Annotated in this window: 19 protein-coding genes; 6 read left to right on the top strand and 13 right to left on the bottom strand. The window is 61.6% G+C overall.

Features of this window, described 5'->3' with window-relative positions; translation table 11 throughout:
• Window positions 1-376 precede the first annotated feature (376 nt).
• From metF to ACS4RS_RS14555, 4 genes are all read right to left on the bottom strand, one after another.
• Window positions 377-1,279, bottom strand: coding sequence for a methylenetetrahydrofolate reductase [NAD(P)H] (metF, locus tag ACS4RS_RS14570; RefSeq protein WP_449313700.1), 903 nt, complete (start codon window positions 1,277-1,279; stop codon window positions 377-379).
• A gap of 1 nt (window position 1,280) precedes the next feature.
• Complete coding sequence (locus tag ACS4RS_RS14565; protein ID WP_439010409.1) at window positions 1,281-2,306, bottom strand: metalloregulator ArsR/SmtB family transcription factor; 1,026 nt, start codon at window positions 2,304-2,306, stop codon at window positions 1,281-1,283.
• Between the two features lie 162 nt (window positions 2,307-2,468).
• Window positions 2,469-4,118, bottom strand: coding sequence for an energy-dependent translational throttle protein EttA (gene ettA, locus ACS4RS_RS14560; RefSeq protein WP_439010410.1), 1,650 nt, complete (start codon window positions 4,116-4,118; stop codon window positions 2,469-2,471).
• Window positions 4,119-4,216: 98 nt separating this feature from the next.
• A complete protein-coding gene (locus ACS4RS_RS14555; protein WP_439010411.1) occupies window positions 4,217-4,957 on the bottom strand; it encodes a ribonuclease T2 family protein in 741 nt (246 codons plus the stop codon).
• Window positions 4,958-5,115: 158 nt separating this feature from the next.
• Here ACS4RS_RS14555 and ACS4RS_RS14550 point away from each other — a divergent pair, with 158 nt between their 5' ends.
• From ACS4RS_RS14550 to ACS4RS_RS14535, 4 genes are read left to right on the top strand one after another with little or no spacing between them, the layout of a single operon-like run.
• On the top strand, window positions 5,116-6,045 hold the full coding sequence (locus tag ACS4RS_RS14550; RefSeq protein WP_439010412.1) for an alpha/beta fold hydrolase: 930 nt from the start codon (window positions 5,116-5,118) through the stop codon (window positions 6,043-6,045).
• Window positions 6,046-6,062: 17 nt separating this feature from the next.
• A complete protein-coding gene (locus ACS4RS_RS14545) occupies window positions 6,063-7,019 on the top strand; it encodes a DMT family transporter (RefSeq protein ID WP_449313699.1) in 957 nt (318 codons plus the stop codon).
• Window positions 7,020-7,035: 16 nt separating this feature from the next.
• Window positions 7,036-8,235 (top strand): CoA transferase, encoded by a 1,200-nt coding sequence (locus tag ACS4RS_RS14540; RefSeq protein ID WP_439010413.1) that lies wholly within the window; start codon window positions 7,036-7,038, stop codon window positions 8,233-8,235.
• Window positions 8,232-9,890, top strand: coding sequence for a thiamine pyrophosphate-binding protein (locus ACS4RS_RS14535; protein WP_449313698.1), 1,659 nt, complete (start codon window positions 8,232-8,234; stop codon window positions 9,888-9,890). Before ACS4RS_RS14540 ends, ACS4RS_RS14535 begins: the two co-directional genes overlap by 4 nt.
• A gap of 50 nt (window positions 9,891-9,940) precedes the next feature.
• On the opposite strand, the gene ACS4RS_RS14530 is transcribed toward ACS4RS_RS14535, so the two are convergent.
• From ACS4RS_RS14530 to ACS4RS_RS14520, 3 genes are all read right to left on the bottom strand, one after another.
• Window positions 9,941-10,285, bottom strand: a complete 345-nt coding sequence (locus tag ACS4RS_RS14530; protein ID WP_239791724.1) for a RidA family protein — start codon at window positions 10,283-10,285, stop codon at window positions 9,941-9,943.
• Window positions 10,286-10,360: 75 nt separating this feature from the next.
• On the bottom strand, window positions 10,361-10,699 hold the full coding sequence (locus ACS4RS_RS14525; protein ID WP_439010415.1) for a TIGR01244 family sulfur transferase: 339 nt from the start codon (window positions 10,697-10,699) through the stop codon (window positions 10,361-10,363).
• A gap of 71 nt (window positions 10,700-10,770) precedes the next feature.
• Complete coding sequence (locus ACS4RS_RS14520; RefSeq protein WP_439010416.1) at window positions 10,771-11,610, bottom strand: aldose 1-epimerase family protein; 840 nt, start codon at window positions 11,608-11,610, stop codon at window positions 10,771-10,773.
• Window positions 11,611-11,865: 255 nt separating this feature from the next.
• Here ACS4RS_RS14520 and ACS4RS_RS14515 point away from each other — a divergent pair, with 255 nt between their 5' ends.
• Window positions 11,866-13,266: a L,D-transpeptidase family protein gene (locus tag ACS4RS_RS14515; RefSeq protein WP_439010417.1), complete on the top strand. Its 1,401-nt coding sequence runs from the start codon at window positions 11,866-11,868 to the stop codon at window positions 13,264-13,266.
• Window positions 13,267-13,339: 73 nt separating this feature from the next.
• On the opposite strand, the gene ACS4RS_RS14510 is transcribed toward ACS4RS_RS14515, so the two are convergent.
• From ACS4RS_RS14510 to ACS4RS_RS14485, 6 genes are all read right to left on the bottom strand, one after another.
• A complete protein-coding gene (locus tag ACS4RS_RS14510; RefSeq protein WP_003593307.1) occupies window positions 13,340-14,038 on the bottom strand; it encodes a ParA family protein in 699 nt (232 codons plus the stop codon).
• Window positions 14,039-14,367: 329 nt separating this feature from the next.
• Complete coding sequence (locus ACS4RS_RS14505; protein ID WP_449313697.1) at window positions 14,368-15,519, bottom strand: iron-containing alcohol dehydrogenase; 1,152 nt, start codon at window positions 15,517-15,519, stop codon at window positions 14,368-14,370.
• Window positions 15,516-16,901, bottom strand: coding sequence for an aldehyde dehydrogenase family protein (locus ACS4RS_RS14500; RefSeq protein WP_439010419.1), 1,386 nt, complete (start codon window positions 16,899-16,901; stop codon window positions 15,516-15,518). Before ACS4RS_RS14500 ends, ACS4RS_RS14505 begins: the two co-directional genes overlap by 4 nt.
• Before the next feature lie 241 nt (window positions 16,902-17,142).
• Window positions 17,143-18,507: a glutamine synthetase family protein gene (locus tag ACS4RS_RS14495; RefSeq protein ID WP_439010420.1), complete on the bottom strand. Its 1,365-nt coding sequence runs from the start codon at window positions 18,505-18,507 to the stop codon at window positions 17,143-17,145.
• 145 nt (window positions 18,508-18,652) lie between these two features.
• Window positions 18,653-20,215, bottom strand: a complete 1,563-nt coding sequence (locus tag ACS4RS_RS14490; RefSeq protein WP_439010421.1) for an amino acid permease — start codon at window positions 20,213-20,215, stop codon at window positions 18,653-18,655.
• A gap of 119 nt (window positions 20,216-20,334) precedes the next feature.
• A complete protein-coding gene (locus tag ACS4RS_RS14485) occupies window positions 20,335-21,105 on the bottom strand; it encodes an N-formylglutamate amidohydrolase (protein WP_439010422.1) in 771 nt (256 codons plus the stop codon).
• Window positions 21,106-21,282: 177 nt separating this feature from the next.
• Between ACS4RS_RS14485 and ACS4RS_RS14480 the strand changes: the two genes are divergently transcribed.
• A complete protein-coding gene (locus ACS4RS_RS14480; RefSeq protein ID WP_003593299.1) occupies window positions 21,283-22,155 on the top strand; it encodes a MurR/RpiR family transcriptional regulator in 873 nt (290 codons plus the stop codon).
• The last annotated feature ends 181 nt before the right edge of the window (window positions 22,156-22,336 follow it).

Genomic DNA, 22,336 nt, shown 5'->3' with positions numbered 1-22,336 from the left:
CAGCGCAGCATAGAATCCGCTTCCCAATCGACATATTTCCGACATATTATCGGCCGGTTAACGCGAGGAGACAGACATGGGACTCACGCAATCCTTGAATGTTCTGTTGGTCAGTGCAGCGTTTGCTTTCGTCTTGTCCATGCTCTTCATCTGAGCTGGCCGGTGAAAGCGGAATGACTGGTAGTACCTGAACTCCCCTGATCAATCCGCCAATGAAAAAGCGCATGTCCCGCCCGACATGCGCTTTTTCACCTTTTTGAACCGTGTAAAGCATGTCGCGCAAAAGTGCGCAGCGGTTTTGCGGCAACGACTGCGTAAAAACAAAGAGCTAAAGCGCAAGGAGCAATCTGAAAGATCGCGACGCGCTTTAGAAGGATCAGGCCGCCGCGCCCGCGCTTTTTGCCGCCCGGCGGGAAAAGCCGAGATTGTCGAGCACGGCGGAAACCAGCGGCGCGCGGTTCATCGTGTAGAGATGGAACTCATGGATGCCGCGCCGGACGAGATCCTCGATCTGTTCGGCGGCGACATCGGCTGCGACCTTCGCCCGCTCCTCGGGCTTGTCGTCGAAGCCGGCGAAGCGTTCATCGAGAAAGGCCGGGATGATCATGCCGCAGGCGCCGGCGAAACGCTTCAGCTGCGTCAGGTTCTGGATCGGCATGATACCGGGCACAACGGGGATCGAGACCCCGGCAGCGCGCACTTTCTCCAGGTAGCGCTCGAAATTGTCGTTGTCGAAGAAGAACTGTGTCAGCGCCCGGTCGGCGCCATTGTCGGCCTTGCGCTTCAGCATGTCGATATCGGCGGCCGTGTCACGGCTTTCCGGGTGCTTTTCCGGATAGGCGGAAACCGAAATCTCGAAATCACCGACCGCCTTGAGGCCGGCCACCAGCTCGGCCGCATTGGCATAACCGCCGGGATGCGGCTGGTAGGGCGCGCCGGCGCCGCCGGGCGCATCGCCGCGCAGCGCTACGAAATGTGTGACGCCGACTTTGCGGAACGTCTCGATCATCTGGTGCGTCTCTTCCTTCGTCGCGCCGACGCAGGTCAGGTGCGAAGCGGTGGCGAGCGGCGTCTGCGACAGGAAACGTGTGACGGCAGTCAGCGTCGGCGCCTTGGTGGTGCCGCCGGCGCCATAGGTCACCGAGACGAAATCCGGGTCCCAGTCCTGCAGCTTGCTGACCGTATCCCAGAGCTGACCTTCCATCTCCTCCGATTTCGGCGGGAAGAATTCGAAGGAGATCCCGATGTTGCGGCCGCGTGCCTCGTTATTCAAAGCCATGTCATACTCTCCCGGCAAATGTAGGTTCGGCGCCCTCGCTCGTCTGCGAAGCCATCAGGCGCCTCGGATCGCGCGCGAGCCAGACGGTGACCGTCAACCCCTGCCCGCTTTGCTGACCCGGATGAAGGTCGACGACCTGCTCAACGTCGAGCCCGGCCCGGTGCAGCCAGTCGGATATCGCCTGGTGCGAAAAACCGAGACGGACATGCGCATGCTCGTCGCGAAGATATTCGAGCGCGTGCGGCGCAAGGTCGATGACCACCAGCCGGCCGCCCGGCCGGAGCATGCGCGCCGCTTCCGCGATCGCAATCTCCGGCTGGTCGAAGAAATGCAGCACCTGATGGATCGTCACCAGGTCGAAATCCTGACCCTCGAACGGCAGGTTCAGGATATCGGCGTGGCGTACGGTGGCCTTGGTGATGCGGGACTTGTCGAGATTGGCGCGCGCCACGCTCAGCATGTCGCGGCTGGCATCGACGCCGATCGCCCGGCGGTAGAGCCCCGACAGCAGTTCGAGGATGCGGCCGGTGCCGGTGCCGAGATCGAGCAGCGAATCGATCGGCTGGCTGCCGAGCAGCCGGATGACGGCGGCGTCGACCTCTTCATCGGCGGCATGCAGGCGGCGAAGCTCATCCCACTCCGCGGCGTTGCGGCTGAAATAGGCCTGCGCTCGCTCGGCGCGCTGGCGCTTGACCTGCGACAGCCGTTCGCCGTCGCGAAGCACGGTCGGGTCGTTCTCGGAGACATGCTTCAGCAATGCCCGCACCAGCATGGCCGCCTTGCCCTCCTGCTTGAGGCGGAAATAGGCCCAGGCGCCTTCCTGGTAGCGTTCGATCAGTTCGGCCTCGCCGAGCAGCTTCAGATGGCGGGAGATGCGGGGCTGGGATTGGCCAAGAATTTCGGTAAGATCGGTCACCGTCAGGTCGCCGCCGTCAAGAAGCGCCAGAAGACGCAGGCGCGTGGGCTCGCCGGCCGCCTTCATGACGTCCACCAGCGCATCCAGTCCAAGCTTCAAGGGTTCGCTCATCTTTGATCCAATCAAGATATAAAGATATCTTTATGTGATTTGAACGATGGTGACAAGCGGCAATTCGCACTTCAGCGAAATTGCCTGCTCAAATTGCGACAGGCCAGACGTGAAAAAGCCCCGGTAGGAACCGGGGCTTCTCGACTGCAAAAATGGCTGCGATCAGCGCGTCAGGCGCTTATGGGCCTGGCTGCCCGGATTGAGGGCATCGGGACCGAGACGGCGCACCTTATCCTGCTCATAATCCTCGAAGTTGCCTTCGAACCATTCGACATGGCCTTCGCCTTCGAAAGCCAGGATGTGCGTCGCCAGGCGGTCGAGGAACATGCGATCGTGGCTGATGATGATGGCGCATCCGGCAAACGCCTCAAGCGCGCTTTCCAGTGCACCGAGAGTTTCCGTATCGAGGTCGTTGGTCGGTTCGTCGAGCAGCAGCACGTTGCCGCCGGCCTTGAGCATCTTGGCAAGGTGAACGCGGTTGCGCTGGCCGCCCGAGAGATTGCCGACCTTCTGCTGCTGATCGCCGCCCTTGAAGTTGAAGGCGCCGCAATAGGCTCTGGAGTTCATATCGAACTTGCCGAGCTTGATGACTTCGGCGCCGCCCGAGATTTCCTCCCAGACGGTCTTGCTGCCGTCAAGCGCATCGCGGCTCTGGTCGACATAACCGAGATGGACGGTCTCACCGATGCGGATCGATCCCGCGTCCGGCTTTTCCTGACCGGTGATCATGCGGAACAGCGTCGTCTTGCCAGCGCCGTTCGGGCCGATGATGCCGACGATGCCGCCCGGCGGCAGCTTGATCGACAGGTCGTTGATCAGCGTGCGGCCCTCGAAGCCCTTGGTGATGCCTTCCATTTCGATGACCACCTGGCCGAGGCGCTCGCTGACCGGGATAATGATCTGAGCGTCGCCGGGACGCTGCTTTTCGGCCGCTTCCACCAATTGTTCATAGGACTTGATACGCGCCTTGGACTTGGCCTGACGGGCCTTCGGGCTGGAGGCGATCCATTCCTGTTCGCGGCTGATCGCCTTCTGGCGGCCGGCCTCTTCCCGGTTTTCCTGCTGCATGCGCTTGGCCTTGGCGAGCAGGTAGGCCGAGTAATTGCCTTCGTAGGGAATGCCGCGGCCGCGGTCGAGTTCGAGGATCCAGCCGGTGACGTTGTCCAGGAAGTAACGATCGTGGGTGATCATCATCACGGCGCCCGGATAGTCGCGCAGATGCTTTTCGAGCCAGGCGATCGTCTCGGCGTCCAGGTGGTTGGTCGGTTCGTCGAGCAGCAGCAGGTCCGGCTGCGAAAGCAGCAGCCGGCAGAGCGCGATACGGCGGCGCTCGCCGCCGGACAGGCTGGCGACATCGGCGTCGCGCGGTGGGCAGCGCAAGGCTTCCATCGCCATCTCGACCTGGCTTTCCAGATCCCAGAGGTTCTGGCTGTCGATAATGTCCTGAAGCTTGGCTCCCTCTTCCGCCGTCTCGTCGGAATAGTTCATCATCAGTTCATTGTAGCGCTCGAGCACGGCCGTCTTCGAGGCAACGCCTTCCATCACGTTCTCGAACACCGTCTTGTTGGGATCGATGTGCGGCTCCTGCTCGAGGTAGCCGACCGTCGCCCCTTCGGCGAGCCAGGCTTCGCCGGTATATTCCTTGTCCTGGCCGGCGATGATGCGCAGCACAGTGGATTTACCGGCGCCGTTTGGCCCGAGAATACCGATCTTGGCATCCGGGTAGAAGGAAAGGTGGATGTTCTCCAGGATCTTCTTGTTGCCATAGGCCTTGTTGAGGCCGGACATATGATAGATGAACTGACGTGCCATACTGCGCTGCTCCGGGCGGGAAACTTCGATTGTGCCGCTATGTAGGCGAAACAGCGCCTGCGGGCAACGCCGAAACCCGGTTTACGCAGGAATTCCGGTCAGAAGCCCGCAGCGTCGACGACGCCCTCGTCGCATCCGAACGTCGTTTTTCCCGCGCCCTGGATCAGATCGCCAAGCCCGGAGCTCTTCGCCGACGCCGACCCGGCGGCTTCCGAAAGCCCGATGGTCAACCCGCTGATCATCTTGACATTGCCGGCGCGCCGGCAGCTCATCTTGACGCGGTCGCCGGCACCCGGCCCGAAGCTCTTGTCGAAAGCCGCCTTGATCGCCTCGGCCTTGACCGGCTTGCCGATATTGGCGGCGAAGAGATCGCGCACGGACGAGGTGTTGAGCGCACCGACGAGATGCACGCCGACGCCGAAATAATCGTCGGCGCTCATTTTCGTGCAGGTGCCGTGCTTTACCCATTCATGCCGTTCCAGGCCGGATTGCGTGCCGGGCATCGCCTTTGCCAGCGCGGCTTGCGTCTCGGCCGACAGGGTGACCGCCGGCAATGTGTCCCACTTGCCGTCCTTGTCGGCAGCCTTCTGCTCGGCACTGACGTCGCAATAATTCTGCCGCATCGGCCAAAGCCCGTGCAGCGAAAAATTCGTCGCATCGGCGCGCTCACCGGTCTGGCTCGCACATTCGGCCTTCTTCTGGTTCGTCTGGCAAAAAGCGGGCTGCCAGCTCGCCGAAAGTATAAAACGGGTGCGCCCGCCAGCCTCCTGCGACGCGGCGGCGCCTGCGAGAACCATCGATACGGCGAACGTCAAGGTACGCAACTGCATGCTGCTCATTTCAACCCCCAAAAAGAACAATACGGGAACAAATAAGCACGAAGATCGACAGCCCGCAACCCTGAATCGCAGCAGCAACGCAATTTGTTATCGGATAAACCCGGAACCGATGTTGCTTTTGGGCGGTGATCTGGTCTGTTGCCGCAAGGAGGACCCAGATGTTTTCTGAAACGCAACGGCTCGCTTCGACGGGGGCGTCGCTCGCCTATCACCATGCCGAGGCCACCGGCCCGGTACGCGGCATCCTGTTGATATCGCACGGTCTCGCCGAACATTCGAAACGCTATCGCGTTTTCGCCGAGGCGATGGCGGCGCGCGGCTATCATGTCTATGCCCATGATCATCGCGGCCACGGCGAGACAACGGCGCCCGACGCCCCGATCGGCCGCTTCGCCCGGCGAGGCGGCGTCGACAGGGTGATCGGCGACGTCCGTGCCATGCGCGCTTACGCGGCCATGCGCCATCCCGGCCTGCCGGTAATCCTCTTCGGCCATTCGATGGGGGGCCTGATCGCCCTCAATGCTGCCGTCACGGCGCCGGCCGATTTCGACGCCGTCGCCGTCTGGAATTCGAATTTCGCTGTCGGCCTTGCCGGCCGGGCCGCCCAGGCGATCCTGCTTGCCGAACGCATGCTGAAGGGTGCCGACGTGCCGAGCGGCCTGTTGCCGAAGCTCACCTTCGCAGCCTGGGGGAAATCCATTGCGGGCCGCCGCACCGAGTTCGACTGGCTGTCGCGCCTTCCCGGTGAAGTCGACAAATATATCGCCGATCCGCTCTGCGGCTTCGACGCTTCTGTTTCACTCTGGCTCGATCTCTTCGAGCTGACGTTTCGCGCCCCGCAGAAGCTCCATCTGGATCGGCTGCCGCGCGACCTGCCAATCCATCTCGTCGGCGGCGGAGAAGACCCGGCGACGGAGCGCGGAAAAGCCGTGCTCTGGCTGTCAAACCATTTGAAAGCCTGCGGCTTCTCTCGTATCAGCACCGAGATATATCAGGACATGCGGCACGAAACGCTGAACGAGATCGGCGCGGATGCTGCAACCGCCGCCTTCGCGGACTGGTGCGACGAGGCCGTCGCAATTTCCTGAACCAGAGAGATTCCGTCATGAGCAGCACCTCCGCCCGCCCCGTTTCCTCAACCTCCGAGGTAACGATGGGGCTCGCGCTGATGTTTCTTTCGGTGATGTTCTCGCCGCTCATCGATATTTTCGCCAAGCTTGCCGTCGTCACCATCCCCTCCGCCGAGGTCACTGCCGGTCGCTTCGTCGTGCAGGCGCTGTGCATGCTGCCTATCGTCATATGGCGGCGCAGCTTTGCCGATTTCTCCTGGCGCCAGAGCCTGTTCCATGCCATCCGCGGGTTAATCATCACCGTCTCGATGATCTCTTTCGTCACCACGCTGAAATACATGGCGGTTGCCGACGCCATTGCGATCTTCTTCGTCGAGCCGATCATGGTGACGATCCTCGGCGGCATTTTCCTGAAGGAGACGATCGGCTGGCGGCGCTATACCGCATGCGGCGTCGGTTTCTTGGGGGCGATGCTGATCATCCAGCCGAGTTTCCAGGAGGTCGGCTATATCGCCCTCCTGCCCGTGCTCAGCGCGCTTTGCATCGCGATCTTCGTGCTGATGACCCGCGTCCTCTCGCACCGGGAAGATCCCTGGGCGATGCAGCTCCAGATGGGCATCTGGGGCCTGCTCTTCTGCGCCATCCTGCTTTTTATCGGCGATGGAAGCGGCTCCGATCTCTTCGATCCCGTCATGCCCGAAGGCAGCGCCTGGTTCTACGTCGCTGGCGTCGGCGCCATGGCCGCAATTGCGGGCATCTTCGGCGTCTATGCCTATCGCGCCGCACCGGCCTCGACGCTGGCGCCGCTGCAATATTTCGAAATCGTCTCGGCGACGATCTTCGCCTGGCTGGTTTTCGGCGACTTTCCGAATGCGGTCAAATGGCTCGGCATCGCCATCATCATGGCATCGGGCTTGTACATCCTCTGGCGCGAGCGCCGCTTTGCTTCAAAGCCCGTATCCGATACATCTGAGGCGACGCTGGCGCCGTAAGGACCGACGAGGGAATATGACGCAGACCACGAAAAAGCCGCCGCTTGCCGGCATCCGGGTGATCGAGCTGGCCCGCGTGCTGGCCGGCCCTTGGGCGGGACAGATGCTTGCCGATCTCGGCGCCGATGTCATCAAGGTCGAAAACCCCGACGGCGGCGACGATACCCGGCAATGGGGGCCGCCCTTCATCGAAGGCGCGGATGGCGAAAATCTCTCGGCCGCCTATTACCACGCCGCCAATCGCGGCAAGCGCTCCGTCACCGCCGATCTGAGGAGCCCCGAAGGCCAGGATCTCGTCCGCCGCCTGGTTGCGTCAGCCGATGTGGTGATCGAGAATTTCAAGCGCGGCGGCCTCGTCAAATACGGCCTCGATTACGACAGCCTGCGCAAGGTCAACCCGAAGCTCGTCTATTGCTCGATCACCGGCTTCGGCCAAACCGGCCCCTATGCCGGCCTCGCCGGCTATGATTACATCGTCCAGGGCATGTCGGGCTTCATGTCGATCACCGGCGAGCCGGACGGCCAGCCAATGAAGGCCGGCGTCGCCATCGCCGATATCTTCACCGGCATCTATGCCGTCTCGGCGATCGAGGCCGCCCTGATCCACGCACTCAAATCAGGCGAAGGCCAGCTCGTCGACATGGCCCTACTCGACGTGCAATCGGCCGTGCTCGCCAATCAGAACATGAATTATCTCGTCTCCGGCGCCGCACCCACCCGTCTCGGCAATGCCCATCCGAATATCTCGCCCTATGAGGTCGTGCCGGCGGCGGACGGTTATCTTATCCTCGCGGTCGGCAACGATGGCCAGTTTCGCCGCCTCTGCGCCATCCTCGGCCTGGAGACAACCGCCGACGACGAGCGTTTCGCCACCAACAAGGCCCGCGTCGCCAATCGCGGCGAACTACGCCGTCTCGTTTCCACCGAGACGCTGAAATGGCAGAAGGCCGATCTGTTGAAGGCCTGCGAGGAGAACGGGGTCCCTGCCGGCCCGATCAATACGATCGAGGAGATGTTCGCCGATCCGCAGGTAGAAGCCCGCGGCCTGCGCATTGATCTTGCCGATGCCGCCGGCACCATCATCCCCGGGGTCAGGACGCCGGTGGTGCTGTCGGAGACGCCATTGCACTATAGCAGGCCGAGCCCACGTCTCGGCGAACACACCGAAGAAATTCTGGCGGAACTCGCCGAGCGCGAGAGGAAGGCATCGTCATGAAGAAGACCGGCGGGGAACTGATCGTCGAGGCGCTGAAGGCGAACGGCGTCAAGCGTCTGTCCTGCGTGCCCGGCGAGAGTTTCCTCGCCGTCCTCGATGCGCTGCGCGACAGCGATATCGACGTGCTCGTCTGCCGCCAGGAGGGCGGCGCGGCGATGATGGCGGATTGCTGGGGCCGGCTGACCGGCGAACCCGGCATCTGCATGGTCACCCGCGGCCCCGGCGCCACCAACGCCTCTGCCGGCCTGCATATCGCCAAGCAGGATTCGATTCCGATGATCCTCTTCATCGGCCAGGTGCAGCGTGAAGCACGCGAGCGCGAAGCCTTTCAGGAGGTCGAGTTCCGCCGCGCTTTCACCGAATTCGCCAAATGGGTGGGCGAGATCGACGATGCCGCTCGCATTCCCGAATTCGTCACCCGTGCCTTTGCGATCGCGACCTCCGGCCGCCCCGGCCCCGTAGTGCTGACGCTGCCGGAAGATATGCTGCGCGACGAAGTCGAAGCGCCCCGCGCCAAGCGTTACGTGGGCGTCGAGGCGCATCCCGGCCGCCGCCAGATCGACGATCTCTATCTAAGACTGCTAAAAGCCGAGCGGCCGATGGTGATCCTCGGCGGCACGCGCTGGGATGCCGATGCCGTCGCCGATTTTGCAATTTTCGCCGAGCGTTTCCAACTGCCGGTCGGCTGCTCCTTCCGCCGGCAGATGCTGTTCGATCATCTCCATCCCTCCTATGCCGGCGATGTCGGCATCGGCATCAATCCGGCGCTGGCAAAGGAGATCAAGGAGAGCGACCTGCTGATCCTGCTCGGCGCCCGCATGTCGGAAATGCCGTCTTCGTCCTATACGCTGATCGATATCCCCTACCCCCAGCAATCGCTGGTTCACGTCTATCCCGACGCGTCCGAACTCGGGCGCATCTATCGCCCGGATCTCGCCATCTGCGCCGCACCTGCCGACTTCGTGGCTGCACTTGCCGACCTGGAAGCGCCGGCCGAGCCGCATTGGGCGGAGCGCACGCAGCGCATGCACCAGTCCTATCTCACTTGGTCGAAACCGCCGGCGACAGGTCCGGGCGCCGTCCATATGGGGCCGATCATGGAGTGGCTGGAAGCCAATACCGGGCCTGAGACGATCTTCACCAACGGCGCCGGCAATTACGCCACCTGGCTGCACCGCTTCCATCGTTTCCGCCGCTTCAATACCCAGGCCGCCCCCACCTCAGGCTCGATGGGTTACGGCCTGCCCGCCGCCGTCGCCGCCAAGCGGCTTTTTCCAGAGCGCGAGGTCATCTGCTTTGCCGGCGACGGCTGTTTCCTGATGCACGGCCAGGAGTTCGCCACCGCCATCCGCTACGGCCTGCCGATCATATCAGTCGTCGTCAACAACGGCATCTACGGCACGATCCGCATGCATCAGGAGCGCGAATATCCCGGCCGCGTCAGCAGCACCGATCTGACCAATCCCGACTTCGCAGCCCTTGCCCGCGCCTATGGCGGCCATGGCGAGACAGTGGAGAGCACGGAAGAATTCGCTCCCGCCTTCGAGCGGGCGCGCGCAAGCGGCAAGCCGGCAATCATCGAAGTCAAACTCGATCCCGAGGCGATCACGCCGACACGCACGCTCTCGGAAATCGCGCAAACAAAAAGCCGGTAAGTCCGTGAGCCCACGCACTTACCGGCTTAGATGCAGTGCTGCGGCGACGATCAGTCGATCGCGGCCGTGACGATGAACTCGACCTTGTATTTCGGCGCTGCGAGCTTGGCTTCGCTGGTGGCGCGGGCCGGCGGATTGGCGGGATCGATCCAGGCTTCCCAGGCGGCGTTCATCTCGGCAAAATAGGCAATGTCGGAGAGATAGACGATCGTCTGCAGGATCTTCGACTTGCTGCTGCCGGATGCAGCCAGCAGGCGGTCGACTTCGGCAAGCGAGGACTTGCACTGATCGGTGACGCTTTCGCCCTCGCCGACCTGGCCTGCGAGATAAACCGTGTTGCCGTGAATGACGGCGCCGCTCATGCGTGCGCCGACGTCGATACGCTTAATGCTCATCATAGTCTCCTGAGTGAATGGGAAGGTGGCGGCGCTGCGGTGCAGCGCCGGAAAATCGGCAGCCGGAACCGGGGCCTAGCTGCGGATATGGTGGGTCTTCTGGTAGATTGCCGTCGAGCGGGCGCCGGAGCGGCAATAGCCGAGCATCGGCCGGGGGAATTCATCGAGCGCATCGACCATGCCCTGCACGGCTTCCTCGGTCACGCCCATCGGCCCGACAGGCACATGGGTGATCTCCAGACCGAGTTCCTTGGCGCGTGCCTCGATAACGGAGAACGACGTCTGATCCGGGCTTTCATGGTCGGGGCGGTGGCAGACGATCGATTTGAACCCCTGCGCCTTGATCTCGTCGAGGTCCTCGGGCGTGATCTGACCCGAAACCGAATATTCATCGTCGATCTGGCGAATATCCATCGTTCTGTCTCCTCAAAAATGGTGGGCTGAAGGTCTACGACGCAGCTTGGCAAGCGTCAACAACACTTCGCTCAGAGGAAGGCAAAGCTCAGCCTATAGCTGCGGCTCTCGCCGGGCGCCAGCATGTTGAACTCACCGGCAGCCTGAAGCTCGTCGCGCAACACCCAACGATGCGAGACCGGCTCGATGCCGATGATATGGGCCGGCGCCTTCTGGTTCCGCCAGACCTGCAGATAAGGCAGCGTGTCGGCGAGGAAGCGAACGCGGAGCGTCCTGCCCCCGATCGCGACGATGGGCCCGAGGCGAACTTCAGCAAAGCCCTGCTCCGTCGCCGGCGCCGGCACGCAGAAAATGCCGCCCGGCTCCTCGCCGAATGTCCAGGGAAAACCGCCATTCTCCAGCATCCGGCCTTCGATCCGCGTGCCCTCGTCCAGCCATTTGCCGCCGGTGTTCATGTGATACATCAGGAAGGTCGGCACCGTCCGGTCGCTGGTATTGACGACCCTGTCATCGAGCCGGACCTCGCCGGTCGCCCCGTCGATCCGCCACAGCCGCTCGATGCGCTGCGGCAGACCCTCGACCGTGGTGATGTCGATATCGGCGCGGCATTCGGCATTGCCGTCCTCGAACTTCGTCCACAGCACGTTGGCTGCATGGCCGGAGGCCGATCCGTGCAGCGGATAGACCTTGCCCTCGGCGCTACCGGCGATCGGCTGCCGGTGGCGGATATGGTCCGGCCCGCAGGTGAACAGGAAGCCTTCGAGCGAATGATCGATTCGGGGATCGCCGTCGTCGGGAATGGCGCGCTTCGGCGCGATGTCGACGCCTTCGACGATGCATCCGCCGATATCCAGCACCGACGTTTCATCGAGCATCAGGCGCGGCCCGCTTGCAGCGGCAAATTCGATCATCGCAGTCTCCTCAGGGGCTTATGGCCGGCATAGCGTTAGGTTTTGCGCCGTCTTTCGTCAATCGGACCCTTTTCCTCTCTTGCGCTTTCGCCGCAACCATGGATTTTGCGGAACTGACACGGAGACGCAAACGTTTATGAGTAAAAGGAAATCTTAGTGATTTTCATATTTTGTTCAGCACGGTTTCATAAATTCCACACTAGCGTCAAAATTCGCAGGTGTGTGTCGGCCTAATCACTGTTCGAGGTGTGAGACGTGAATCGATTCTTAAAGTCGGCATTTTCGCTTGCGGCAGTGCTGGCAGCCATTATGGCTGCGGCACCGGAGGCCGGCGCGCAGCAGTTCCGCGACCGTCGCCAGAGCGATGTCGTGCTCGTAACCCCGAGCGGCGAAATCCTCGACTATGTCCCGCGCGGCTATATCTACGCCCGCGACCGTAGCGGCAACCGCGTGCTGATCGACGACTACGGCAATATCGTCGCCACCGAGATGCGCGCCCGCGGCTATTATCCGCCGCGCCCCGGCCGGCGTGATGTCTACGCCGACCAGGGTGGCAACGATCCCTATTATGCCGACGACAACACCTATGGCGACACACGCTATTCCGAGCGTGGTGCAGTCACCGGCGGCATCCCGCGCGATGCGGCGATCGAACGCCAGCCGCTCGGCGAGCAGCCCTATCCCGAGGACAACAGCATCGGCAATCCGCAATCCGGCGACGATTATGCCTCGATCGATCCCGACCAGCAGATTCCGCCCGCAGACGCGCCCAAGGCCGCGCCGGATGAACCCGTCATCACGCTGAAGAACAAGTCGAAGCCGGAGATCGTCGCACTCCAGGTCTTCCTCGATCGCGCCGGCATCTCGCCCGGTGTCATCGACGGCCATATGGGCTCGAATGTCACTAAGTCGATCTATGCCTATGACCAGATGACCGGCTCCAAACTCGACCCGAACGACACCGACGCCATTCTGGAAGAGCTGCGCATGAATGGCGGCCTGCCGGTCGTCAGCTACACCATCACGCCGGCCGATGCAGCCGGCCCTTACGTCGCAGAGATCCCGGAAGACTATTCGCATAAGGCGCTGCTGCCGTCGCTTGCCTATACATCGACCACCGAAATGCTGGCCGAGCGCTTCCACATGGACGAGGCCTTCCTCAAGGAGATGAACCCCGGCGCCGATTTCAGCGTCGCCGGCACTGTCATCAAGGTCGTCAATCCGGGCGAGCCGAAGAGCGGCGAAGTTGCCCGCATCATCGCCGACAAGGGCCGCAAGCAGGTCTTTGCCTATGATAGCGCCGGCAATCTCATTGCCGCCTATCCGGCATCGATCGGCTCCACCGACACACCCTCCCCGTCGGGCACCGTGACTGTCGAGCGGGTCGCGTTCAATCCCGGTTATACCTATAATCCGAAGATCAATTTCCAGCAGGGCGCCAACGACAAGGTTCTCAACATTCCGCCCGGCCCGAACGGCCCGGTCGGCACCGTCTGGATGGCGCTCTCCAAGCCGACCTATGGCATCCACGGCACGCCCGAGCCTTCCAAGATCGGCCGCACCCAGAGCCATGGCTGCATCCGCCTGACCAATTGGGACGCAACCGAGCTTGCCAAGATGGTCAAGCCGGGAGTGACGGTCGAATTCGTCGATTGAAGCCGGCGTGACAACGACGCGGAAAAGGCCGCCGGATCGCTCCGGCGGCCTTTTCGTTTCATACCGGGGATGGTCAGGCCGCCGTTGCCATCCGGGGCGACGCCGTAAGCCGAGCCGGCAGCTTGCTCATTATCTCCTCGGCAAAACAGGTGGCGTTTTCACGCGCCTTGTCGAGATTGCTGACACGGGCGGGATCGAGCGTGTGCAACGTGCCGCCACAGTCGAAGATGTCGCGGAAGGCGGAGCGTTCAATGATCGCCGTATCCAGCACCGGCACGTGCCGCTCGCTGAGCAGCGATTTGACGAGTTGCAGCGCCCGGGTCGTCACCATCGAGTTGACGCGGGTCAGCACCACCGAATGACCGATCTTGATGCCGGCCTTTTCGTCCAGATACTGCAGCAGTTCGAGCACCTGCGCGCCGCCGCGGGCATCCATCGCACAGCCCTGGATCGGGATCAGCACATGGTCGGAAAGGCCGACGGCGGTGGCAAGCAGCGGATTGCGCGCACCTGGCAGGTCGACGATGAAATAGTCGGTATTGTGCTTGTTCTCGCTGATGTGCAGCGGCAGCGAGGCGGTTGTGACGAAATCGATCACCGAAATATTGGGCACGTGACCCGAGATCTCATGCCAGCGTGAAATCCAGTGCTGTGGATCGGCGTCGAGAATGGTGACGCGATAACCCTTGCGGGCAAGCTCGGTGGCGAGCAGGAGAACAGCGGTCGTCTTGCCGGCGCCGCCCTTGGTGTTTGCGAATGTAATGACAGGCATGTTCGGTCCTCGGAAGGAATAGCGCGAGCCGGTATCGCTCTTTCTTACGCACTGTCGGAGCATCGTGCGGTTAAGGCATCCTTTACAATCATAGTTAACAAATCCCAAACGCGCGCGGCGAAATTGCAGCCGGTATTTTTCACATCCCTAAAATTGGGGATGCCGCCCATACGAAAAAGCCCGGAAGACCAAAGCCTTCCGGGCCGACGTGCAGGGTCGCCTCTCATGCATGCCGTCCGCAAGCGTGCAGCGGCTCAGGCATGACGAATGCCTAAACAAAGAGCGAAAGCGCCTCGCATGATGCAATGTCAATGCGACGCGCTTTTATGTCAGAAGCAATCCCTGAACAGCGCCTTGGTGTTTTCGAGCGTCATCGCAACCGGGTTGCCGCCCGCGCTCGGATCCTCGATCGCCATGGCCGACAATTCGTCGATGCGGTCGGCAGCGATTCCCATCGCCGTCAGCGTCTCCGGCACGCCAAGGTCGGAGCGAAGCTTCAATACATAGTCGTAGAAGCCGTCGAAACCGCCCGAAATACCGAGATAGGCGGCGGCGCGGCCGATCTTTTCCTCGATCGCCTTGCGATTGAAACGCAACACCGCCGGCATGACAACCGCATTAGTCATGCCGTGATGGGTGTTGTAAACGGCGCCGATCGGATGCGACAGCGCATGGATTGCGCCGAGCCCCTTCTGGAAGGCGACCGCACCCATGGCGGCGGCGGACATCATGTTGGCGCGGGCTTCGAGATCGGTGCCTTCCCGATAAGCGCGCGGCAGGAATTCCATGACGAGCCGCATGCCTTCAAGCGCAATGCCGGCCGACATCGGGTGATAGAAGGGCGAGGAATAGGCCTCCAGGCAATGGGCAAAGGCATCCATGCCGGTGCCGGCCGTGATTATCTTCGGCATGCCGACCGTCAGTTCCGGATCGGAGATGACGACACCAGGCAGGAACTTCGGATGGAAGATGATCTTCTTCACATGCGTCACGGAATTGGTGATAACGCTGGCGCGACCGACTTCCGAGCCGGTGCCCGCCGTCGTCGGCACGGCGACGATCGGAGCGATGCCCTCGAGGCTTGCGCGTGTCCACCAGTCGCCGATATCCTCGAAATCCCAGACCGGCCGGGTCTGGCCGGCCATGAAGGCGACGCACTTGCCGAGATCGAGGCCCGAGCCGCCGCCGAAAGCGACGACGCCGTCATGGCCGCCCTCCTTGAACGCCTTGACGCCGGCCTCGAGGTTCTTCTCGTTCGGGTTCGGATCGACATCGGCAAAGATCGCCCGGCCGAGGCCGGCATCTTCGAGGATGTCGAGCGCGTTCTTGGTGATCGCCATCGAGGCGAGGCCGCGGTCGGTGACCAGCAGCGGCTTTTTGATGCCGAGGCTCTTGCAGGCGTCGGCCAGTTCCTTGATCCGGCCCCGGCCGAGCTTGATCGATGTCGGATAGCTCCAGTTTGCTGTGATGTTGCTGCTCATGCTGTGACTTTCTTCAGGTGGAAGGATTTCGGGCGCGTCAGATTCTGGAAGCCGATGATCGACAGCGAGCCGCCGCGGCCGGTCTCCTTGACGCCGGTCCAGCAGAGCGCCGGATCGAGATAATCTGCACGGTTCATGAAAACGGTGCCGGTTTCGATCTCGCGGCCGAGCCGTCCTGCCCGTTCGGCATCCTTGGTCCAGAGTGAAGCTGTCAGCCCGTACTGGCTGTCATTCATCAGGGCGAGTGCCTCTTCGTCGCTCTTCACCTTCATGATGCCGACCGCCGGACCGAAAGTCTCCTCGCGCATGAAGGCCATGGAATGGTCGACATCGACGAGGACCTGCGGCGCGAGATAGGCGCCGCCGTCGTCCTGAGGGAAAAGCTTCGGGTCGACAAGCGCCTTGGCGCCCTTGGAAACCGCATCGGCAATCTGCTCGCGTACCACTTTGGCGAAGCGCTTGTTCGCCATCGGCCCGAGCGAGGTCTCGGGATCGAGGGGATTGCCAAGCTTGTAATTCGACACCCAGGCGACCGATTTTTCGACGAAGGCGTCGTAGAGCGACTCATGCACATAGATGCGCTCGATACCGCAGCAGCACTGGCCTGAATTGTAGGTCGCGCCGTCCATCAGCGTGTCGACGGCCGCGTCGAGATCGGCGTCGTCCATGACATAACCCGGATCCTTGCCGCCGAGTTCGAGGCCGAGGCCGGTAAAGGTGCCGGCGGCGGCCCGCTCCATCGAGCGTCCGCCTTCGACCGATCCGGTGAAGTTGACGAAATTGAAGCTGCCCGCGGCAATCAGCGCCGAGGTCGTCTGATGATCGAGGAAGACGTTCTGGAACACATCCTCGGGAACGCCGGCCTCGATGAAGGCCTGCACCAGGCGCTCGCCGACCAGCAGCGTCTGCGAGGCATGTTTCAACACCACGGTATTGCCGGCCATCAGCGCCGGCGCGATCGTGTTGATCGCCGTCATATAGGGGTAGTTCCACGGCGCAACGACGAAGACGACGCCATGTGCCTCGCGCTCGATACGGCGTTCGAAACGATCGCTCTCTTCGACGACAACAGGCGCCAGTGCATCGGCCGCGATCGAGGCGACATAGTTGGAGCGCTCATTGAAACCCTTATATTCGCCGCCGTATTTGATCGGCCGGCCCATCTGCCAGGCAAGTTCCGGCACGACGACGCCGGACATCTCGTTCAGCCGCGCAGCACCCTTCAGCACAAGCTGCACGCGCTCTTCGAGCGGCCGTTTAGCCCAGGCTTTCTGCGCCTTGCGGGCCCGCGCCACCACATCCTTGGCGGCATCGAGAGAAAGTGCGGCGCGCTCGGCATAGACCGACCCGTCAACCGGTGAAATGCATTGGATCATTGTCATGATCGATTTCCGTCCTCGTATTGATCAAAAATTTCGTCGAGGGCGTAAGCCCCTCATTCGCCTGCCGGCACCTTCTCCCCGCTCGCGGGGAGAAGGTGTTATGCCGCACCGTTTTCCGAACTCTCAAGCGATCAGTGTGTCAGGTCCCCTCCCCGCGTAAAACGAGGGTCCGAAGGACGGGCCGAGACCCGCGTCGGCCCCGGTCGTTACGGTGAGGGGCAAGCAACCCTCAAAAAGCCTATTAAGCTCTTTCGAAACCGCGCGCCACTTCCCAATCGGTGATGCGGCGATCGTATTCTTCCTGCTCCCATTCGGCAGCACGGGTATAATGGTCGATGACATCGTCGCCGAAGGCTTTGCGCAGCATTGCCGATTCCGTCATTTCGGTCGTGGCCGCGCGCAGCGTGCGCGGGATTTCGCGAACGCCCTTACCGCCATAGGCGTCGCCGACGAAGGGGGCTTCGAGTTCGAGCTTGTTCTCGATCCCGTCGATACCGGCCGCGAGCAGCGCGGCGAAGGCGAGATAGGGATTGAGGTCGGAGCCGCCGACGCGGCACTCGATGCGGATACCCTTGGTTTCCTCGCCACAGAGGCGGTAGCCGGCGGTGCGGTTGTCCTTGCTCCAGATCGCCTTGGTCGGTGCGAAGGTGCCTGCCATGAAGCGCTTGTAGGAATTGATGTAGGGCGCCAGGAAATAGGTGATCTCGCTCGCATGAGCGAGAAGCCCGGCAACATAATTATGCATAAGCGGCGACATGCCGTATTTGCCGGTATGGTCGAAGAACAGCGGCTTCTCCTCCAGGCTCCAGAGCGACTGGTGGATATGCGAGGAACTGCCGGCGGCGTTGTAATTCCACTTGGCAAGGAAGGTGATGGCCTTGCCTTTCGACCAGGCGATCTCCTTGCAGCCGTTCTTGATGATCGCGTGACGGTCGGCCATGGCGAGCGCGTCGGCATAACGCACATTGATCTCCTCCTGGCCGGCGGAGGCCTCGCCCTTGGAGTTTTCGACCGGAATGCCGGCGCCCTGCAGCCCGGTGCGGATTGCCCGCATCACATCTTCTTCCTTGGTGGTCTGGAAGATGTGATAGTCCTCGTTATAGGCGCTGACGAGCTTGAGATTACGGTAGCCCGCCGTATGCGCCGCCTCGTAGCTCTGGTCGAACAGGAAGAATTCGAGCTCGGAGGCCATGTAGGCCTTCATGCCCATGTCCTCCAGGCGCTTCACCTGCTTCTTCAGGATCGCGCGCGGCGAATGGGCGACTTCCTCATGGGTGTGATGGTCGAGCATGTCGCAGAGCACCAGCGCTGTGCCCTCAAGCCAGGGAATGCGGCGCAGGGTCGCGAGATCCGGCTTCATCGTATAGTCGCCGTAGCCCTTTTCCCAGCTCGTCGCCTTGTAGCCGGAGACGGTCTCCATTTCCATGTCGGTGGCGATCAGATAGTTGCAGCTATGCGTTTCCTTCCAGGCGCTCTCGACGAAATATTCCGCCTGAAAGCGCTTGCCCATCAGCCGGCCCTGCATGTCCACCTGGCAAGCCAGAACCGTATCGATGCGCCCTTCGGCAACATCCTTCTTGAGATCGTCGATTGTGTAGCTGCTCATGATTGATCCGCCTGACATTGGAATTGAGAAGATCGGGGCAACGAAATCGCATGCGCTCGGCCAGATGTGGGCCTGATGCCTTTTCGTTGCACCGGTGTGGGGGCCGCAGGTGCGGCCCCGCCATTCGAGTGGGAAGTTTCGATATTTAGCGTTCGCCGCTTTCGCCGACGGCTGCCTCTGCCGCCGCGATTTCGGCCTGGCGCTTTGCCACTTCGGCGCCGATCGGCGGCCCCTTGAAGCGCCGGCTTTCGAAGCCGAACCAGACGATCGCAGTCAGCAAGAGGAATCCGACCGTGACGTAAAGCGCAGCACCATTCGGCGGTTGGATTCCGAGAATGAAGATCAGCACCATCGCGATGATCGACAGCCCTGCAAAGAGCTTGAAGAGGCCTTCGCCGAGGTTCCACGGACCCATCTTGTCCCACTTCGATGTGCCCCAGGCGAAGAGGCCGAGCGTAATCGGGATCGCGAAGGAGAAGAAGAGGAAGATGACCGTGCACGAAACGACGATCGTGTAGACCGGAGTGTCGCCGATTTTCATGATATCGAGTGAGGTGAACCAGACGAACAGCACCGAAAGGATCGAGCCGGTCCAGATCGCAGCCACCGGCGTGCGGTACTGCGGGCTGACTTTCGACAGCGCCTTCGATGCCGGCAGGCCGCCGTCACGCGAGAAGGCGAAGATCATGCGGGAAACCGAGGTGACGGTCGCAAGGCCGCACAGCCACTGGCTGACGAGGATCGCGAGATAGAGAATTTCCTTGATAACAGGGTTCACCTGGCTGTCCATCGCCCAGAAGAACACGTTCCAGCCCTGCTTGGCCGCATCGTCCATGTTCGGGATCATCAAGACGAAGGAGCACAGCATTATGTAGCCGAACAGTGTCGACCAGAGAACGGAGGAGATCATGCCGCGCGGAACGGAATGCGCCGCCTTGACCGTTTCTTCCGAGGTATGAGCGGAGGCGTCATAGCCGGTGATCGTGTAGATCGGCAGCAGGAGGCCAAGCAGGAAAACCCAGGTGCTCGAAGTCTCGGGCCATACGTTGCCGCCGACCTCGCCAGAATAGTTGGCAAAGGTGAAGAGCCGGCCGAATTCATAGGAAGGCGCAGCGATCAGGCAAACCGCGGCGAGGCAGATCGCGGTCGCAAAGATCAGATAGCCGGAGAAGTCCGTGAGCTTGGCGGTAAGCCCGATGCCCATATGGTTCACGAGCGCCTGCGCGCCGGTGATGATGACGAGGAAGACGATCCGCACCGTGATCGTGTCCGTCAAGCCGAGATAGCCTGTGCCGAACGTGCCCATGAAGAAATAATAGGTGCCGACATTGATGGCGCCGAGCACGGTGACGAGACCGAGCAGGTTGAACCAGGCGGTCAGCCAGCCGGTGAAGCGGTTGCCGAGGATCGAACCCCAGTGATAGAGGCCGCCGGCCGTCGGATAGGCAGAACTGATCTGCGCCATGGCGACGGCGAAAACGAGCGAGATGAAGCAGCCAAGCGGCCAGCCGATGCCGATGGCGGCTCCGCCGGCGCCCGCGGTCGCCTGCGCCAGCGAATTGATGCCGCCGGAGAGAATGCAGATGATGGAGAATGAGACGGCGAAGTTCGAGAATGAGCTCATTCGCCGTTCGAGTTCCTGGGCATAGCCCATGGAATGCAGGATGTGCACATCCTGCTTTTTGTCCAGTTCGGTATAGTCCGACATGACTTCCCCCTGTTCACGATCGGCCGCGGGATTGCGGGCCGGTTCAGTGCCAAATTGCCCGCGGCATTTGCGCCGTGCGGACGTTCGCAGTTAGACTGCTCCCTCGGGTCTTCTTTTTATCAGGCGTCCAGGCTTTGCTGGAGCAGCCCTTTTAGATAGTCGGCCATGACCCCTTGGCCGACATCGTCTGCGACGAGGTCGTTGCGGACCTCGATCATCACATTGCGCAAGCCGTTCGAAAGCCCGTGCAGGATCAGCGTGTGGGTCACGCCGTCCTCGGGCCCGTAAGGCTGGTTGCGCTCCGTCCTGTAAAGCGGCGCCTCGGCCGCAGCCTCCAGCATCCGGTCGGCGAGCCGGCTGTCCTCGTCGTGCAATATACCGAGTTCGACGGCGCGTTCGCGGCCGTGATAGACCGGCGTGAAGCTGTGAATCGTCACGATGATGCTGTCCTGCCCCCTCGCCCGGCGATCACGGATCAGCCCGCGGATGGCATCGTGGAAAGGCACGTAGAGGGCGGCGGTGCGCGCAAGCCGTTCTTCAGCGGTCAAATCGGTGTTGCCGGGAATGGCATAGATCTCGCTTGCTTCAGGCATCGCGCCGGGTGAACTCGGTGGCCGGTTGCAGTCGTAGATCAGTCGGGAGAAGCGCTGGTAGACCAGCGTCGCATCGAGCCCTTCCGATATGCCGCGGGCAACCGGAAGAGCCCCCGGGTCCCAGGCAATGTGGCTCGAGAGCGCTTCGCTGGGCAGGCCGAGATCGCCGAAATGAGCGGGAAGCACATTCGAAGCGTGTTCGCAGACGAGCAGCACCGGGCTTCGGCCTCCGACGCGCTCTATCTCGACGCAGTCGCCGTCCGCTTCGCTGAGGATTTTCGACCCGGCCAGCACCAATGGCGCCACTCCTATCCCTTAATAAAATCTTTCCAAGAAAAGAATTCTTCAGGTTTTGGTCACTGTCAAGCGTCGACTGAAAAATTCTTTTCATGACAGTGGTTGACATGGATTATGACAGCGTTGTTAACTTTGAATGGGAAAGTGGCGCCAGACCATCCCGGGGAGCATAGTTAGGTGACAGTTGCGTCGAAGACGGTTTCGGACGTCATACACTCGCATTTCGGGGTGCTGACGCGCGCCGAGAAGCAACTGGCCGAAAGCCTTCTCGACAATTATCCAGTCTCCGGTCTCGGCAGCATCACCACGATCGCCGAGAATGCCGGCGTTTCGACGCCGACCGTCGTGCGCATGGTGCAGAAACTCGGTTTCAAGGGCTATCCGGACTTTCAGGCGCATTTGCATCTGGAGGTCGAGGCGACGATCTCCAACCCGATCGCCAAGCATGATCGTTGGGCCCAGAACGCGCCTGGCACTCATATCCTCAACCGGTTCGCCGATGCCATCATGAGCAATCTGCGTCAGACGCTGACCGATCTGGACACCGCGACTTTCGACAGCGTGGCCTCACTGCTGTCGGACCGCAAGCGCGGCCTCTATTTCGTCGGCGGCCGCATCACCGGCGCGCTTGCCGAGTATTTCTTCACCCATATGCAGGTGATTCGGCCGGCGACGACGCTGCTGTCGTCGAACTCCAGCAGCTGGCCGCAATATGCTCTCAACATGAATGCCGGCGACATTCTGATCATCTTCGATATCCGCCGCTACGAGCAGGAGATGGTGAGCCTTGCCACTGCCGCTCGCAAACGCGGCGCAGAAATCGTCGTCTTCACCGACCAGTGGAGCTCGCCCGCCGCCAAGCTCGCCCGGCATGCCTTCCGCGTTCGGATCGAGGCGCCGTCGGCTTGGGACTCCTCCGTCGTCACCCTCTTCATCGTCGAAGCGCTCATCGAGGCCGTTCAGAATTCCACTTGGGACGAGACGAAGGAGCGCATGAAGACTCTTGAGGGCTTGTTCGAGCAGACCAAGCTTTTCCGCAAACCGGGTTAGGAGGGACAAGAAAAACAAAGGGGAGAACAAGGACGGACTTTCGCGGAAACAGGTCGTGTCGTCGCAAATAAAACACGTGTCGCAAACGCCTGCTATTCATAGCAAAGTTAACGTCATCCACCCGTCACACAAGCTTCATGTAAGCTGATTAACAGCATCGCCAGACACTGAAAACCCGAAG

It is taken from the genome of Rhizobium sp. F40D2, from assembly GCF_051810745.2.
In the GTDB taxonomy this organism is placed as follows: domain Bacteria; phylum Pseudomonadota; class Alphaproteobacteria; order Rhizobiales; family Rhizobiaceae; genus Rhizobium.
This window is presented reverse-complemented; position numbering and strand designations above follow the sequence as displayed.

Coding starts and splice junctions, on each gene's coding strand:
- metF (WP_449313700.1), bottom strand. CDS start 1,279: ATGGCTTTGAATAACGAGGCACGCGGCCGCAACATCGGGATCTCCTTC.
- ACS4RS_RS14565 (WP_439010409.1), bottom strand. CDS start 2,306: ATGAGCGAACCCTTGAAGCTTGGACTGGATGCGCTGGTGGACGTCATG.
- ettA (WP_439010410.1), bottom strand. CDS start 4,118: ATGGCACGTCAGTTCATCTATCATATGTCCGGCCTCAACAAGGCCTAT.
- ACS4RS_RS14555 (WP_439010411.1), bottom strand. CDS start 4,957: ATGAGCAGCATGCAGTTGCGTACCTTGACGTTCGCCGTATCGATGGTT.
- ACS4RS_RS14550 (WP_439010412.1), top strand. CDS start 5,116: ATGTTTTCTGAAACGCAACGGCTCGCTTCGACGGGGGCGTCGCTCGCC.
- ACS4RS_RS14545 (WP_449313699.1), top strand. CDS start 6,063: ATGAGCAGCACCTCCGCCCGCCCCGTTTCCTCAACCTCCGAGGTAACG.
- ACS4RS_RS14540 (WP_439010413.1), top strand. CDS start 7,036: ATGACGCAGACCACGAAAAAGCCGCCGCTTGCCGGCATCCGGGTGATC.
- ACS4RS_RS14535 (WP_449313698.1), top strand. CDS start 8,232: ATGAAGAAGACCGGCGGGGAACTGATCGTCGAGGCGCTGAAGGCGAAC.
- ACS4RS_RS14530 (WP_239791724.1), bottom strand. CDS start 10,285: ATGAGCATTAAGCGTATCGACGTCGGCGCACGCATGAGCGGCGCCGTC.
- ACS4RS_RS14525 (WP_439010415.1), bottom strand. CDS start 10,699: ATGGATATTCGCCAGATCGACGATGAATATTCGGTTTCGGGTCAGATC.
- ACS4RS_RS14520 (WP_439010416.1), bottom strand. CDS start 11,610: ATGATCGAATTTGCCGCTGCAAGCGGGCCGCGCCTGATGCTCGATGAA.
- ACS4RS_RS14510 (WP_003593307.1), bottom strand. CDS start 14,038: ATGCCTGTCATTACATTCGCAAACACCAAGGGCGGCGCCGGCAAGACG.
- ACS4RS_RS14505 (WP_449313697.1), bottom strand. CDS start 15,519: ATGAGCAGCAACATCACAGCAAACTGGAGCTATCCGACATCGATCAAG.
- ACS4RS_RS14500 (WP_439010419.1), bottom strand. CDS start 16,901: ATGACAATGATCCAATGCATTTCACCGGTTGACGGGTCGGTCTATGCC.
- ACS4RS_RS14495 (WP_439010420.1), bottom strand. CDS start 18,507: ATGAGCAGCTACACAATCGACGATCTCAAGAAGGATGTTGCCGAAGGG.
- ACS4RS_RS14490 (WP_439010421.1), bottom strand. CDS start 20,215: ATGTCGGACTATACCGAACTGGACAAAAAGCAGGATGTGCACATCCTG.